A 15579-nucleotide genomic window follows, 5' to 3' on the forward strand; every position below is an offset into this window, starting at 1 on the left:
ATTTATCTTTTTGCTTTTGCAAAACCTATCTGCGAGCGCACACACCGGAAACCGATGTACGAGCGTGGCTGGTTTTGGTATTCCGAGTCAGTGAGGTCGGCACGGATAAACATGCCCACATCTTTCCACGAACCGCCTTTCACCACCTTTTTCTTTATGGCATACGGATCTTCTTTGGCTGCGTTGTACTGATACTGCGGGTTTACATCATTCATAGAGAGAACGCCCGACTCGGTATAGGTTGTAGATGTCCATTCGGCAACGTTACCGGCCATATCATAAAGTCCGAACACGTTTGGCGAATACGTTCCCACACGCGATGTTATCAGGTTGCCGTCTTTCGTATAGTTACCTTCGCCCGGTTTGAAGTTGGCCATGAAGCAACCTTTGTCGGTCATGGTGCCTTCTACATCCCAAGGATATTTATATTCTGTTTTTCCGTTACGGGCGGCAAATTCCCATTCTCCGGCCGTAGGCAAACGGTAAGGCTCTATTTCGCGGCCTTTATCGCCCTGCCCCATTCTGTAATACATGGTTCGCCATTGGCAGAAAGCATTTGCCTGCTCCCAGCTTAGCCCCACAACAGGATAATCGTTATATCCCGGATGCGAGAAATAGAGGCGCATATAGGGTTCGTTGTACGCATTTTTGAAGTCATTAACCCAACAGGTAGTATCCGGATAAATGTTTACGATACGTGTATGCAGGAAGTCGAACAGAGAGCCTAACGGACGGGTAACAGTCTGATTCACAATAACACCGTTCTCGTCTATATAGGCCGTATCTTTCGATATCATAACAACTTCGTTCAAGTCGACCGGTATATCCGTGTTCAGATTACGTTCAGCAGGGTTCAGCCTGTTGCGGCGTTTTGCGGCTTCGGTATGGTCAAACCATTCGTATTTGAAGTTCATTTGCTCGTTATCGATGCCTCGCGCTCCGGTAATAGGGTTTACGGCCGTTATACTCAAAATGGCGCGTTCTTCGTCCTCGTTCGGTTTTTTCCAAGGGATAGCTTTACGCCAGTTTAGGTGAGGGGTAACAGGGTCGCCGTAGCGGTCTTCCGTTATTTTGTATGTTTCGTCGTTGCCATAGTTTGGGTCGGCAAGTCGTTCGCGGATAATGGAGTCCCTTACCCAATAAACAAACTGACGATATTCGGAATTGGTAATCTCGGTATCGTCCATCCAAAAGTTATCGACAGAAACACCTTTCGAGTTCGCGCTAATGCCCCAAAGCGAATCAATCTCCGACGGACCCATGTCGTAAGCTCCTCTCGAAACCAAAACCATTCCATAGGGCGATGATTCGGCCCAACCCGAACCACCCGAACCAATCAGTTCGCCACCCGAGCTACTGCTTCCCGAAGGAGCGCCACAGGAAGCCATAAAAAATATAACTCCCAGAATCGCAACAATTATGTTCTTCATATTCATATCGTGTACATGAGAGGCACTTACAAAGCCTCTCTTTTTATTATTATCTTTTTCAATCTGTTTATAATACCCTAACATTCTTATGCCTGTTCTTTTCGGTTTTACCTAAATTAAGCGGCAGGTTATAGCGGACAAAAAACTCGTGCGACCCTTTACTTACCGCCGATATGGCCGATGTGTTGAGGTCGTAGGCATATCCTATATCGAAGCCTTTTATGTTCAAGCCCAGTAAAAATACAAAGCCATCGTCCTTTCGCCAAGATATACCGCCATTAAACATTTTGTTGTAAACAACCCTGCCCGTAACGTCTACCTGGTAGACCGACTTGGTTGCCTTCAGCAAAAAAGAAGGCTGCAATTCAAATAACGGGTTTCTCAGTTTAATATTGTATCCCGCCGTCAAGAAATATCCACGGCCGATAAATGCCGAATGTGTTTCGCCTATATCAAAACTGGGTTCCAAGACGTGCGTTGTTGATAATCCGACATAGTATTGAGGTGTAACCCACGATATACCCAGATTTATATCGAAAGCCGACGAGGCTTCTCCGGATGTAGGGATTGCATCGTCGCCTGTGGTACCACCACTTCCGTCATCATCGTTATTACTATCCGATGGTATATATATCTTGGAGGCATCGAAAGTTATACTTGACATGCTCAGTTGCACACCTATATTAAGGTTACCTTTTTTAATTTTTTTCTTATAGGCATATTGGGCGCCAACAGTTGTGTTGCTGAACAACCCGATAGATTCGTTCATGAACTGCACGCCAACACCATGTTTATGTCTTAAAAAATTGACAGGCATATGTGCTGTACCGATCAACGTTTTCGGAGCATTTTCAACACCCATCCATTGCGCGCGATACAACCCCATAACCTCAAGACTGTCGGCTTCGCCCGCAAACGAAGGGTTATAATAGTTCTTTACCCTCCAATACTGACTTATTTGGGCATCCCATTGCGCATGTGCTTCAGAAAAACACATGATAAGCAACAGAAATAGAACTAAATGTTTAATATTCATCTAAATAAACTGCCGGTAGTTTGCTCTAAACACCAACATTGCGGCAAAATTAGCATTAATTTATTAATATTTAACTTGAAATAAAAAGATATATTGTGTTTGGAGTTGCAATTTAACCAGAAAAAACTGCTAACCCCCGATTTCGTAGCATAGGGTTAGCAGTCTTTGAAACTAAACTATTTAAAAACAAATTTTATTTATACCTCATCCATTTTGCCAATTCCTTGAGGCTTGGTTTCTTTCCATACATAAGAATACCCACACGATACACCTTTGCCGATAGCATCACAATGAGGATTGTGGAAACAAAAAGAATTCCCACCGAAACAAGCTCTTCCCACAGCGGAACGCCAAAAGGCACACGTACCATCATCACCACGGGCGATGTGAGCGGAATCATAGAACACCAGAAAGCCAGTGGCCCATCAGGATTGTTTATACTATACATGCCTGCATACAAGGCAAAAAGGAAAATCAGGGTTATGGGCATCACAAACTGTTGTGAGTCTTGCACATTATCGACCGCTGAGCCGAACATAGCGAACAATGCCGCATACATCAGATATCCGCCTATGAAGAACAGGAAGAACATAACCAATATCTCAACCCAGTTGATAGACGAGAGCATGGTCATAGCATCGGCCATCTCGTTCATATTATCCATACTGCCCATCTGAGCCATATTTACGGTATCAACCGAAGCGGAAGACATCAAAAATGAAGAGCCGATGGTCGAAAATCCGGCAATGAGCACTCCCCATATAGCAAGCTGGGTGAGGCCTACAAGGCTGATGCCTAAAATTTTGCCCATCATCAAATCGAAAGGTTTTACGGACGAAACCATGACTTCAACAATACGATTGCTTTTTTCTTCTATCACGCCCTGCATCACCATTGCTCCGTACGAGATAATGAAAATGTACATCAGCATAGTACAGGCAACCCCGATGACGGATGCAACCATCGACGAAGTTTCTTTTTCTTCTCCATTCTGGTCGAAGCGGATGGTACTTATCTGTAATTTATTGGACGAAGCTTCTATTTCCTGTACCGACTGTATGGTGGCAAGGTCTACATTTTGCTCTTGTGCCAAAACGGCCAGTTTTTCTTTCTTTATTTCGTCGCCAAAAGTACGTTGCATGGCCGAGATTAACTCCATGGGTGGTTGCTTTTCCGAAAAGAAAGTTGCCCCGTTGGGGTTCTTAGCCAAATCGTCGGTTATCTGCAATACACCAAAAATCTCGTCGCCTATTTTTGATTTGGCGTCTTCGCTTTGCTCGTGCGCCAGTTCATAGTTGTACGAATCGTCACTGGTGAGATGTTGTCCGTATTTGCCTGTGGTGTCTATAACTACAATTCTCTTAACATCAGAATCCTTTATGCCGGCCATGAAGATAGAGCCTACTATTATTCCGATAAAGATTACGGGTGTCAGAATGGTTGAGAGGATAAACGATTTTTTTTTCACCCTCGTGGTGTATTCCCGTTGTATTATAAGTGGTAATGCTTTCATATTCTGTTTACTATATATGCTTATTGGGCTTTAGGCTCGTGATTGGTAACTGTTTTAATAAAGATATCGTTCATGGTGGGCAGTTCTTCTTCGAACAAGAGAACTTCGTACCGATTGGCAACAAGGCGTAATATTTCCGAATTGGGAACCTCGTTCACGTTTTTGAGGCGCACCTCTGTATAATTCTCGTACCGATTGTTGGATAAGATGGTAAACAGGGGCGATTCGAGGTTAAAGTCTTCTTCGGCTATCTTAATTCTGTATTGATGCTCACGATGCTGGCGGCGGATGTCCTCGACTTTACCCTGCAATACAGCGCGCGACTTGTTGATAAGCGTAATGTTATCGCAAAGTTCCTCGACCGACTCCATGTTGTGTGTCGATAAGATTATGGTCTTGCCTTTGGCCTTCAGTTCCAGAATTTCGTTTTTCAACAGCTCGGCGTTTACGGGGTCGAAACCGCTGAAGGGTTCGTCCAGAATCAGCAAATCGGGTTCGTGTATCACAGTGGTGATAAACTGTATTTTTTGCTGCATGCCTTTCGACAGTTCTTCAATCTTCTTGTCTTTCCACGAAACTATGTCGAATTTTTTGAACCAGTAGTCCAACCTTTTCCATGCTTCGGCCTTGCTCAATCCTCTTAGCTGCGCAAGAAAAAGAGCCTGCTCGCCAACCTTCATTTTTTTATACAACCCACGTTCTTCGGGCAGATAACCGATGTTATACACATCGTTGGCGGCAAATGGCTGTCCCTTTATCAGCACTTGCCCGCTATCGGGAGCTGTTATGCGGTTGATGATGCGGATGAGCGTTGTTTTTCCGGCTCCGTTAGGCCCCAACAAACCGTATATACAGCCTTCGGGTACTTGTATGCTCACACCATCGAGGGCACGATGCCCGGCATATTGTTTAATTACGTCTTTTGTTTCTAAATAGAACATCTGTATATATTAAATATAATGAGTTATCTGATTCGCTTCTTTAATAAAGTAAGTCGCCTGTTATGTAAAATAATCACAAAACCGGCTTATATTTTTTAAAAAAAAGTTCTGTCTTTAGGAAGGGAAACTCTCACCATCGCACAATGATGCGTTCGCCAAGCTCCTTAGCCAATATTTTTTTTATCTCCTCAAGCTGTTTTATCTGTTGCATCACGGCAATTGCACCTTCGGTATCGCCATCGCTTTGTTTGTTTATCATCTGCTTCTTCAAATCGCGAATCTGCAAGGCGATATAAGCGTTTTTCAGTTCGGTGAGTACACGTGGAACGGCCGTAGCCAGATGCTTCTGTTCGGCAAGGGGAGTGTCTTCGGGTTTCACATCGTTCCCGAATTGTTTCATATGTACTTTGCTTAACTCGTACTTATCTTCGAGCAAGCTGGCAGCCGTGCGACTTATTTGTTGTTCGGGGTGCGCCAAATAATAGCGACTCGGATTGAAAGCGTTGTCAGCGATATGCTCAACAGCTTCGTCCAGTATTTTTTTATAAACCGGATTGGTAAACCACAGGCTGTCGCGTTCTAAATCGAACTTCACGTATTGTATCACAGTAGGGTTGTCTTCCACCCCTTCGGCTTCTTCGCCTTGTAGAAGGCGGGTTGTGCCAAAACGTATTATATAATATACAATGGCACGCTCAAACTTATCCAATTCCTTGTTTGTTTGCTCCGTTGCCGAGGCGGGCAAATCTTGGGGCAAGGGTTGAGATTCGGGCAAATGAGCCACAAACCGCTTTTGCGACTCTTTCTCTAAAATATTGAGGTGCTTCTTGTTGACTTCCTGCACCAGAATACGCTCGTCTACACCAAGCAAGAGACTGCAATCGCGAATATAAACCGAACGGATAATATTATCGGGGATGATGGATATACTGTTCACGATGTCGGTTATCAGGGCTGCCCGTTTTATGGGGTCGTTACCCGCGTCATTGAGCAATAGTTGGGTTTTGAAGCGGATGAAATCGACTTCGTTTTCCTGTATAAACCGATGGAACGACTCTGCATTCTGCTTACGGGCAAAGGAGTCGGGGTCTTCGCCATCGGGCAAAAGAACCACTTTTATGTTCATCCCCTGCTCCAAGAGCAGGTCTATACCCCTCAAGGCGGCTTTTATCCCTGCCGCATCGCCATCGTAAATGACTGTGATATTGTTCGTGAAACGGTGTATAAGGCGAATCTGCCCTTGTGTGAGTGCCGTTCCCGACGAAGATACTACGTTTTCTATTCCCGCCTGATGCATGGAAATAACATCAGTGTATCCTTCTACCAAGAAACATCTGTCGTGCTTCGATATGGCTTGCTTGGCAAAGTAGAGCCCGTATAGCTGGTCTCCTTTATGATAGATACTACTTTCGGGCGAATTTACGTACTTACCCGTATTTTCAGCTTTTTTCAGTATCCGTCCCCCAAAAGCAACTACCTTGCCCGATAGGGTATGCACGGGAAACATAACACGCCCACGAAAACGGTCGGCCACGTAATTATCGCCTTCTATCGTTAATCCTGTTTTTACGAGGTATTCTTTCTTGAAGCCGTTTCGCAAAGCTTCTTGGGTAAAAGCATCACGCTGTTCGAGGCTATACCCCAGTTGGAATTTTTTTATCGTATCATCCCTGAACCCACGTTCCCGGAAATAACTCAAACCTACGGTTTTACCCTCCATATGCTGATTAAGGGTAGTGACAAAATAATTCCGTGCAAAATCGTTCAGAATGAAAAGACTTTCACGTTCGTTTTGAGCTTGTTTCTGTTCGTTGGTCAACTCACGCTCTTGTATCTCTATGTCGTACTTCTTGGCAAGGAACCGCAGGGCATCGTAAAACGAAAGTTGTTCGTGTTTCATAATAAAATGCACAGCACTTCCTCCCTCGCCGCAAGCAAAGCATTTGCAGATATTCTTTGCAGGCGAAACGTAAAACGAAGGCGTTTTGTCCGAATGAAAAGGGCACAGTCCTACCAAGTTGACACCTTTTTTTTTGAGCGTAACAAACTGCCCCACAATATCTTCGATGCGGGCGGCGTCCATAATACGATCTATGGTCAGTTGGTCTATCATCTTGGCCGGAAACGATTGAACAACGAAAGTACGAAATTCCTCAGAAATATAGCCTCCTTTTACGATGCCCCGACTGTTAAATATTATCATTAGTCTGTAAATTTAATAAGTGCTGTAAAATATCATAATAAGGGTGCGAATGTTATTTTAATATTGTAATTTTGCGTACTAATTTATATAAAACACTGATTTTTAAATAAAAAACACTACTATGAGTAAAATGGATTGGAGTACGCTGTCTTTTGGCTATGTAAAGACAGACTACAATGTAAGAAGCTATTACAAAGACGGTAAATGGAGTGAATTGACCGTTAGCGATTCTGAGACTGTTGATATCCACATGGCTTCAACTTGTTTGCACTACGGACAAGAAGCCTTCGAAGGGCTGAAAGCTTTTAGAGGGAAAGACGGTAAAATCCGTGTATTCCGTATGCGCGAAAACGCTTTGCGTATGAATTCTTCTTGCCGCGGTATAGCCATGGCCGAACTTCCTGTGGAACTTTTTGAAGAAGCTATCATCAGAGTAGTAAAAGAAAACGAAGAATTTGTTCCACCTTACGAAACAGGAGCATCTCTTTACATCCGTCCGCTACTTATAGGAGTAGGAGCTCAGGTAGGTATTAAAGCCGCGAAAGAATATCAATTCATCGTATTCTGTACTCCTGTAGGTCCATACTTTAAAGGTGGTTTCGCTACATCGCCAATGGTTATCTTCCGCAGTTACGACCGTGCTGCTCCTCTGGGAACAGGAACCATCAAAGTTGGGGGTAACTATGCCGCAAGTTTGATTCCTAACGAAAAAGCTCACGCTATGGGCTATTCGGCTGCGATCTTCCTTGATGCAAAAGAAAAGAAATATATTGACGAATGCGGCCCTGCCAACTTCTTCGGTATCAAAAACAATACATATGTCACACCGGCTTCGTCTTCAATCTTGCCATCAATCACAAACAAAAGTTTGATGCAATTGGCCGAAGATATGGGGCTGAAAGTAGAACGCAGACAAATTCCTGAAGAAGAATTAGGTACATTCGAAGAAGCCGGAGCTTGCGGAACCGCTGCCGTGATTATGCCGATAAACAAAATAGACGATATTGAAGAAAACAAAACTTATGTGCTGTCGAAAGACGGAAGCGTAGGTCCTATTTCTACAAAATTGTACAACAGACTACGTGCCATTCAATATGGCGACGAGCCCGATGTACACGGATGGAATACCATCATTGAGTAACTTGAAATAAATGCAAGATAGTACACAATCGAAAATGGTACTTCGCACAGAGGGACTTGTAAAAAAATACAAGTCCCGTACTGTTGTAAACCAAGTATCAATAGAGGTTAAACAAGGAGAAATAGTTGGTTTGCTGGGGCCGAATGGCGCCGGCAAAACAACTACTTTTTATATGACCGTGGGCCTTGTTATGCCCAACGAAGGGCGGATTTTTCTGAACGATCAGGAAATAACCCGATATCCGGTCTACAAACGCGCGCAGAATGGCATTGGCTATCTGGCACAGGAAGCCTCTATTTTTCGGAAAATGTCGGTCGAAGACAATATTCGCGCTGTTCTTGAAATGACAAAAACAAGTAAGGAATATCAAAAAGAAAAACTCGAAAGCCTTATATCTGAGTTCGGCTTGCATAAAGTGCGCAAAAACCTGGGAGACCAACTTTCGGGTGGTGAACGTCGGCGTGCCGAAATAGCCCGTTGCTTGGCAATAGACCCCAAGTTTATAATGCTCGACGAACCTTTTGCGGGGGTAGACCCCATTGCCGTGCAGGATATACAGGAAATCGTTGCTCAGCTTAAATACAAAAATATAGGTATTCTTATCACCGACCACAATGTTGACGAAACGTTGAGTATCACCGACAGAGCTTATCTGCTGTTCGAAGGGAAAGTTCTATTTCAGGGATCGGCCGAAGACCTTGCCGCGAATGAAATTGTCCGTGAAAAATATTTGGGTCGGGATTTTGAATTAAAAAAACGCTCTTTCGAACATTTGAAGCAAAAATAAATGTTTTTTTATATCTTTGTCGGCTGTGGGAAGATTACTTGCAATTGATTATGGTACAAAGCGTACCGGTATAGCCATAACCGACACGCTGCAAATAATAGCAACCGGCCTGACAACCGTGTCTACACACACTCTTTTTGCTTTTTTGAAGCAATATATGGAAAAAGAAACTGTAGATTGTGTTGTAGTAGGATTGCCTCGGCAATCGAACAATGAACCGTCAGAAAATCTGAAAAATGTTGAAAGTTTCACAAAAAAATTAGCAAAACTATATCCCACACTAAACATACAACTTTATGACGAACGCTATACATCGGTGTTAGCCCACAGAGCAATGATTGATGGCGGTCTGAAAAAAAAAGACAGAGCAAACAAAGCGTTAGTTGACGAGATTAGTGCCGTTATTTTATTACAAAGCTACATGGAAAGTAAGCAATATAATGACCAAAAATAAAATATGATATTACCTATTTATTTATATGGACAACCTGTTCTTCGGAAAATGGCAGAGGATATATCGCCCGATTATCCCGGCTTACAGGATCTGATAAATAATATGTTTGAGACGATGTATAACGCCGATGGGGTTGGATTGGCAGCACCCCAGATAGGTTTAAGCATCCGCTTGTTTGTTATAGACCTCGAACCCCTGAGCGAAGACGAGCCTAAATATAAAGACTTTAAGAAAGTATTTATCAATGCTCAGATTCTGGAACGTACCGGTGAGATTGTTTCGGCAACGGAAGGCTGTTTAAGCCTGCCCGGAATAAACGAAACCGTGCAACGCCCTGCAAAAATAAAAATAAAATATCTGGACGAAAATTTTGTGGAACATATCGAAGAATATACCGACTTCTTTGCCGTATGCATCCAACATGAATATGACCATATAGATGGATTGATGTTCATTGATAAAGTATCAGGAATACGAAAACAATTAATAAAATCGAAATTAAATAATCTGATAAAAGGGCGAGTAAATTGCCATTACAGAGTTAAAGCAGTACAAAAAAAATAAAATTTATGAAGAGTAAATTTCTACTTTTACTATTATCGGTAGCCGTAGTTCTTTCTTCTTGTATCACAACAAAAGACACAGAGCTATTACAGGATATACCTAAAAATTACCCGATAGAAACACCTCCTGATTATAAAATTATTCCTGGAGACAGGCTAATCCTTACCATATATACGCTGAACGAAGACATGAAATCCTTGTTTTCTGTTTATATAAAACAAGGAAGCACCGTTCAGTTGAACACTGGAGGAATGTCATCAAGAGCTTCAGGCTCACTGTCGGGCGGAGGAGGAAGTAATAATTTGCTTGTAAGCATGGATGGAAATATCCGTATCCCCTATGTAGGTAAAATTCAAGTAGAAGGTTTGACTTTACTGGAAGCCAGAGAATTAGTTGCTGAACGTTTTAGGGGATTTTCAGATCAGGTTACTATCGATTTAACTTTACAAAATACATATTTTTATGTATTAGGAGAAGCTGGCTGTAAAAGTATAAATATGGATAAACAACGTTATACCATATTGCAAGCTTTATCTGTTTCGGGAAGTATAACCAGAGTTGGTAACCGAAAAGAAGTCAAAATAATAAGGCAAACGGCCGAAGGAACCCAAATAAAAGTTTTTGATTTAAGATCGAAAGATGTTCTTGATTCTGAGTTTTATTATATACAGCCCAATGATATAATCTATATTCCTAAACTGGGGCGTACTTTTTGGGGAGAAATTGGAAGTGTAAGTAGCATACTCAATATGATATCAACAGTAATAGGTACGGCTACACTTGCAATATTTGTAGCAGATCAATTTTAAAATTTTAATGAAATCATAAAATGAAATATAAATATTTCCAAATTATAACGGTAATTTTTTTCGGGATTCTTTTGTTTTCGTGTATGACAGCCGGGAAAACAAATTTATTACAAAAAGAAGGAACACATTACACAAAATTTGCATACGAAGACTATCGCTTGCAAATGAATGATATTGTATTTTGTAACATTCTTACCAGTGAAACAGAACTCGCAAACGAATTTAATGGGGTGGTATCGACTACTGCAACAGGAGAGTCGGGAGGCCCTTCTTATCGTATACTAGAGAATGGATGTATATTGGTGCCCTTTTTCGGGGAAGTGAAAATAGAAGGCTGTACTATCAATGAAGCAGAAATTCGGATTAGAGAAAAAATGCAAAAATCATTCCCAGATGCAGAAGTTATTGTCCGGTTATCGAATAATTCGTTTTTTATTTATTCTTCAACAAAAGCAGGTAAGTATTACATGGATAAAGAAAATATGACAATTTTTCAAGCTTTAGCTGCAACTGGCGCACCGGATGAAATTATTGATTATAGCAAAGTAAGGATTGTACGTGTAGAACCCGATGGGCGAACTGTTGAAAAAACATTCGACTTACGTGCCGAATCAATTATTGATTCCGAATTTTATTATATAAAACCAAACGATGTTATTTACTATAAGGCGAGTACTGCCAGATCATTTTTTGGAAAAGGAAGTACAATATTTTCTGTTCTCGGAATTATAACAACACCGGCATTATTCTTCTTTGCTTTGAAAAATACTTTCTAAAGATTAAACGTAATGGAGCAAAATATAAATAACACAAATAATCCCGCAGGGGCAGATCCGTTTTTCGATGAAATGCAGAGCAGATCGAAGTTTTCTTTCGACTTCGTGCTATGGTTTTATCGTTTACTCAAATATTGGTATCTGTTTGTAATTTCTTTGGCATTGTGCATAGGGTATGCATATGTATTGAATCAATCGTGGGTTCCCTATTTTCAGACGGAGGCTGTTTTAATGATGGAACCCAGAGGGAATATAGGAGTAGGAAACAATGCTGTTCCTTTAGGTAATATGGTAAAAAGTTCTGTAAACCAGAATATAATACTGCAATCGTACGACTTGACTGTGCGTACAGTAGAAAGTTTGCCTCAAATGCAGGTCGCTTATTTCCGTCCCGGAAAGTTTACACCCGAAAATTTGTATAAAAGAACGCCTGTTACTATCGAATGTCAATATATATCGCCATCGGCCTACTCCGAGTCTTTCACTCTTGCTCCTATAGATGATAAGCATTGCCGGATATATTATGATGCCACGGAAACAAAGCCCGCTTTCTCTATGGATGTTCCTTATGGACAATTTGTACAGGATACACGTTTTTATATAAAAGTGGTGAAAACAGATCGCTTTACAGCTAAATTTTCACCTTTTAATTTCCGATTTGTATCGAAAGACGAATTAGTAAACCGCTATCGGGATCAGATATATACAAGAAGCAAAGGTGAAGGTTCATCTGCAATGACTGTTGGTTTGGTTGGTGCTTGTCAGTTGCAAGACCAAGATTATTTGTCGGCGCTATTGGTTGAATACGAAAAATATAACCTTTCACTCAAAAATCAGGCAGTAGACAGGGCTATCGAATTTTTGGAAAAACAATTAATTTTGATTAGAGACTCACTATCCGTATCGGAATCCGCGTTTAAAGATTTTCAAGAAAGAACTGGTATTTATGAAGTTCAGAATACAAATGTAAGAAAAGAACTGAACCAAATAAGCCAGAATATGAGCGAAGTCAAGCACAAAGACTTATTAGTCAGGGAGGCTACTGGGCTAATGAACAAGGCGATAGCAGAGGATATAGAACTACCTGACCCAAGCTCTTTTGGGCTGACTAACACTGCTCTATCCAAGCAAATTGCCGATCATAATGCGTTGTTAGCCAATATAAAAAAGGTAGGAAGTTCATACCCCAGATACGAGGAATTTAAGAGGAATCTGAGGGATATGAAAATTAATATTCTCAAAGAACTGCAGAGGTTGCAAACTCAAGTACAGTCAGAATCGGAAGGCTTGCAACAAGCCTCAAATAACCTGCAAGGGCAAATAGATGTACTTCCGGCACAAGAAAGGGAGTATATACGATATGAAAATAAGTATAATATGAATGAGAACTATCATACATATTTAAGACAAAAAATTATTGAAGCAAAGTTCCAACAAGCATCGCAAATTGCGGATAACTATATATTGGAAGCACCCCGTCAAGCATCAGGTGTAATAAATGGGGACGAACGTTCGCAAAGATATACATTCTATCTTCTGATAGGATTTGCTATACCGTTACTTTTTGTTGTTTGTAAAGAAGAATTCTTCAACTACACCATTGCCACAAAAGAAGACTGCGAGCGTATTGCCAACCTTCCGGTAATAGGTGCTATCGAAAACGTGTCAAAGAAAGTAAACAAAGGCTTGGCTATTGTCAAAAATTATCCGAAATCGAGCTTTGCCGAGTCGTTCCGTAATATGCGTGTTCGTATTGAATATATGGCTCAAAAAGAATCGGGAATAAAATTATTGCTAACATCGGCCGAACCGGGAGACGGAAAAACATTTGTTGCTATAAACGTAGCTTCTATTTATCAACTGACAGGGAAACGCGTAGTTTTGGTCGACTTTGACCTTCGCCGTCCTGCTGTTGCCGGGCAACTGGATATCGCAAACAAAAAAGGTGTGTCGAATTATCTGATTGGACAAGTGTCGCTCGATGAAATTATAATCACTCACCCTGATTACGGATTTGATGTTATTCCTGCGGGAACACTGCCTCCGAACCCGAGTGAGTTGATTAAAACAAAGAAAACAAGCGATTTAATTCAACACCTGAATGCTAAATACGATTATGTGGTTGTAGACTGTAGTCCGGTGGGGCTTGTATCGGATGCTTATATTCTATCCCGTTTGGTTGATACTACTCTTTTCGTGGTTCGTAGAGCTAAAACCAATAAGGCATTCTTCCGGAGCGTTATAGCCCAGATTAAGAATGATGGTTTGACCAATATTGGGTTGGTATTTAATGACGTGAAAGGTCGTGAAGGGTACTATGGAACATCCCGTTATTATGGAGATAAGACATATTATCTGAAAAAGAACTCATATTATCACGACGATTATTTTGAAAAATAAAACACTCAGAATATAACAACAAAAAATAGCCCGAAAATCCCGGGCTATTTTTGCATATATACAATACGTGATATAAATTATTTTTTGATTAGCAACACTACATTTTCTACATGATGTGTATGGGGGAACATATCCACAGGCTGAACTTTTTCTACCCGGTACTTTGCATCCAGCAGATTCAAATCGCGTGCTTGGGTAGCAGGGTTACAGCTCACATACACAATCCGCTTGGGTTCGGCAAATAGGATAGCATCTATCACATCGTCGTGCATTCCGGCACGGGGAGGGTCGGTTATGATAACATCCGGGCGTCCATGCTCATTGATAAAGTTCTGCGTAAGAATATCTTTCATATCGCCCGCATAAAACAGTGTATTATCAATGCCGTTATTCGCAGAATTCACTTTTGCGTCTTCGATGGCTTCTTCTACATATTCTATACCTACAACTTTTTTGGCTCCCTCAGCCACAAAATTGGCTATCGTACCCGTACCGGTATAGAGGTCATAAACAAGCTCATTGCCTGTCAGCCCTGCAAAATGGCGAGCTACCTTATAAAGGTTATAGGCTTGGCGACTATTGGTTTGATAGAAAGATTTAGGGCCGATTTTAAATTTAAGCCCCTCCATTTCTTCATAGATGAAATCGTTACCCTTCCATGTAATAACATCTTGGTCGGTAATGGTATCGTTTGCTTTTTGATTCACGATATAGAGCAATGCCGTTATTTGAGGGAATTTATCGGCAACGGCTGTCAACAGGTCTTCGCGCTGCTGTTTGTCGTCGTCATAAAAAACGACAATCAACATCAGTTCGCCCGTTGTGGATGTGCGCACAATCATATTGCGCATCAGCCCACCGCGATTGCGAAGGTCAAAAAACGTGTATTCTTTCTCATTGCAATAATCACGGATAAAGTTGCGTATCTGGTTCGAAATATCGTCCTGCAGCCAGCATTTATCTATGTCGAGTACCTTATCGAAGCAACCCGGTATATGAAATCCCAGAGCATTCATATTACTGAAAGTAACACCCGATTGAATTTGCTCAATAGTAAGCCACTTTTTGTTCGAGAACGTAAACTCCAGTTTGTTGCGGTAAAACTGTGTTTCGGCCGAACCCAAAATTGGGTCTATGGCAGGTAAATCAATCTTCCCGATGCGGGTAAGGCTATCGGTGACCTGTTTCTGCTTATATCTGAGCTGTTCCTCGTAAGGAAGAATTTGCCATTTGCAACCACCACAAACGCCAAAGTGTTCGCAAAAGGCCTCGCTGCGTTTGTCTGAATATTTTTCGAAACGCACCGCTTTACCTTCGGCATAACTATTCTTTTTGCGGGTAAGCTGCAAGTCAATAACATCGCCGGGAACAACATAAGGAACAAAAACAACAAGGTCGTTCACCTTTGCTATGGCTTTTCCTTCGGCGGCTACATCAACCACCTCTACCGAAGGATACAGAGGCAATTCTTTCTTTTTTCTACTCATTTCTATCTTAAAATTCTTGCTGCAAAAGTAATACAAAA

The 15579-nt window shown here is 41.6% G+C and carries 13 protein-coding genes; 7 read left to right on the forward strand and 6 right to left on the reverse strand.

The window, feature by feature from the left end; translation table 11 throughout:
* Positions 1-2: 2 nt before the first annotated feature.
* The 5 genes from M2132_RS00695 to dnaG form a co-directional block, all read right to left on the reverse strand.
* Complete coding sequence (locus M2132_RS00695) at positions 3-1430, reverse strand: SUMF1/EgtB/PvdO family nonheme iron enzyme (protein WP_280670279.1); 1428 nt, start codon at positions 1428-1430, stop codon at positions 3-5.
* A 67-nt stretch (positions 1431-1497) separates the two neighbouring features.
* Positions 1498-2466 carry a type IX secretion system membrane protein PorP/SprF gene (locus tag M2132_RS00700; RefSeq protein WP_280670281.1) on the reverse strand — a complete coding sequence of 323 codons (969 nt, stop codon included), beginning with the start codon at positions 2464-2466 and terminating at the stop codon, positions 1498-1500.
* A gap of 193 nt (positions 2467-2659) precedes the next feature.
* Positions 2660-3979, reverse strand: coding sequence for an ABC transporter permease (locus M2132_RS00705; protein WP_280670284.1), 1320 nt, complete (start codon positions 3977-3979; stop codon positions 2660-2662).
* Between the two features lie 20 nt (positions 3980-3999).
* Complete coding sequence (locus M2132_RS00710; protein WP_280670286.1) at positions 4000-4920, reverse strand: ABC transporter ATP-binding protein; 921 nt, start codon at positions 4918-4920, stop codon at positions 4000-4002.
* A 130-nt stretch (positions 4921-5050) separates the two neighbouring features.
* The gene (gene dnaG / locus M2132_RS00715; RefSeq protein ID WP_280670379.1) at positions 5051-7033 is read right to left on the reverse strand and encodes a DNA primase; all 1983 of its coding nucleotides are present in this window, start codon (positions 7031-7033) and stop codon (positions 5051-5053) included.
* Between the two features lie 211 nt (positions 7034-7244).
* On the opposite strand from dnaG, the gene M2132_RS00720 reads away from it, so the two are divergent.
* Genes M2132_RS00720 through M2132_RS00750 form a run of 7 tightly spaced genes read left to right on the forward strand, consistent with a single transcriptional unit; the run spans position 7245 to position 14054 of the window.
* Positions 7245-8264, forward strand: coding sequence for a branched-chain amino acid aminotransferase (locus M2132_RS00720; RefSeq protein WP_280670288.1), 1020 nt, complete (start codon positions 7245-7247; stop codon positions 8262-8264).
* 10 nt (positions 8265-8274) lie between these two features.
* Complete coding sequence (gene lptB, locus M2132_RS00725; RefSeq protein ID WP_280670290.1) at positions 8275-9051, forward strand: LPS export ABC transporter ATP-binding protein; 777 nt, start codon at positions 8275-8277, stop codon at positions 9049-9051.
* 25 nt (positions 9052-9076) lie between these two features.
* Positions 9077-9505, forward strand: coding sequence for a Holliday junction resolvase RuvX (gene ruvX, locus M2132_RS00730; protein ID WP_280670292.1), 429 nt, complete (start codon positions 9077-9079; stop codon positions 9503-9505).
* 3 nt (positions 9506-9508) lie between these two features.
* Positions 9509-10069 (forward strand): peptide deformylase, encoded by a 561-nt coding sequence (gene def / locus M2132_RS00735; protein WP_280670293.1) that lies wholly within the window; start codon positions 9509-9511, stop codon positions 10067-10069.
* Positions 10070-10074: 5 nt separating this feature from the next.
* The gene (locus M2132_RS00740) at positions 10075-10878 is read left to right on the forward strand and encodes a polysaccharide biosynthesis/export family protein (protein ID WP_280670294.1); all 804 of its coding nucleotides are present in this window, start codon (positions 10075-10077) and stop codon (positions 10876-10878) included.
* Positions 10879-10898: 20 nt separating this feature from the next.
* A complete protein-coding gene (locus tag M2132_RS00745) occupies positions 10899-11654 on the forward strand; it encodes a polysaccharide biosynthesis/export family protein (RefSeq protein WP_280670295.1) in 756 nt (251 codons plus the stop codon).
* A gap of 12 nt (positions 11655-11666) precedes the next feature.
* Entirely contained in the window at positions 11667-14054 is a 2388-nt protein-coding gene (locus tag M2132_RS00750) for an exopolysaccharide transport family protein (RefSeq protein WP_280670296.1), read from the forward strand.
* A gap of 77 nt (positions 14055-14131) precedes the next feature.
* Here M2132_RS00750 and rlmD read toward each other — a convergent pair whose 3' ends face one another.
* Positions 14132-15541, reverse strand: coding sequence for a 23S rRNA (uracil(1939)-C(5))-methyltransferase RlmD (gene rlmD / locus M2132_RS00755; protein ID WP_280670297.1), 1410 nt, complete (start codon positions 15539-15541; stop codon positions 14132-14134).
* Positions 15542-15579: the final 38 nt, after the last annotated feature.

It is taken from the genome of Dysgonomonas sp. PH5-45, assembly GCF_029893235.1.
GTDB lineage: Bacteria > Bacteroidota > Bacteroidia > Bacteroidales > Dysgonomonadaceae > UBA1309.

Coding starts and splice junctions, on each gene's coding strand:
- M2132_RS00695 (WP_280670279.1), bottom strand. CDS start 1,430: ATGAAGAACATAATTGTTGCGATTCTGGGAGTTATATTTTTTATGGCT.
- M2132_RS00700 (WP_280670281.1), bottom strand. CDS start 2,466: ATGAATATTAAACATTTAGTTCTATTTCTGTTGCTTATCATGTGTTTT.
- M2132_RS00705 (WP_280670284.1), bottom strand. CDS start 3,979: ATGAAAGCATTACCACTTATAATACAACGGGAATACACCACGAGGGTG.
- M2132_RS00710 (WP_280670286.1), bottom strand. CDS start 4,920: ATGTTCTATTTAGAAACAAAAGACGTAATTAAACAATATGCCGGGCAT.
- dnaG (WP_280670379.1), bottom strand. CDS start 7,033: ATGATAGACCAACTGACCATAGATCGTATTATGGACGCCGCCCGCATC.
- M2132_RS00720 (WP_280670288.1), top strand. CDS start 7,245: ATGAGTAAAATGGATTGGAGTACGCTGTCTTTTGGCTATGTAAAGACA.
- lptB (WP_280670290.1), top strand. CDS start 8,275: ATGCAAGATAGTACACAATCGAAAATGGTACTTCGCACAGAGGGACTT.
- def (WP_280670293.1), top strand. CDS start 9,509: ATGATATTACCTATTTATTTATATGGACAACCTGTTCTTCGGAAAATG.
- M2132_RS00740 (WP_280670294.1), top strand. CDS start 10,075: ATGAAGAGTAAATTTCTACTTTTACTATTATCGGTAGCCGTAGTTCTT.
- M2132_RS00745 (WP_280670295.1), top strand. CDS start 10,899: ATGAAATATAAATATTTCCAAATTATAACGGTAATTTTTTTCGGGATT.
- M2132_RS00750 (WP_280670296.1), top strand. CDS start 11,667: ATGGAGCAAAATATAAATAACACAAATAATCCCGCAGGGGCAGATCCG.
- rlmD (WP_280670297.1), bottom strand. CDS start 15,541: ATGAGTAGAAAAAAGAAAGAATTGCCTCTGTATCCTTCGGTAGAGGTG.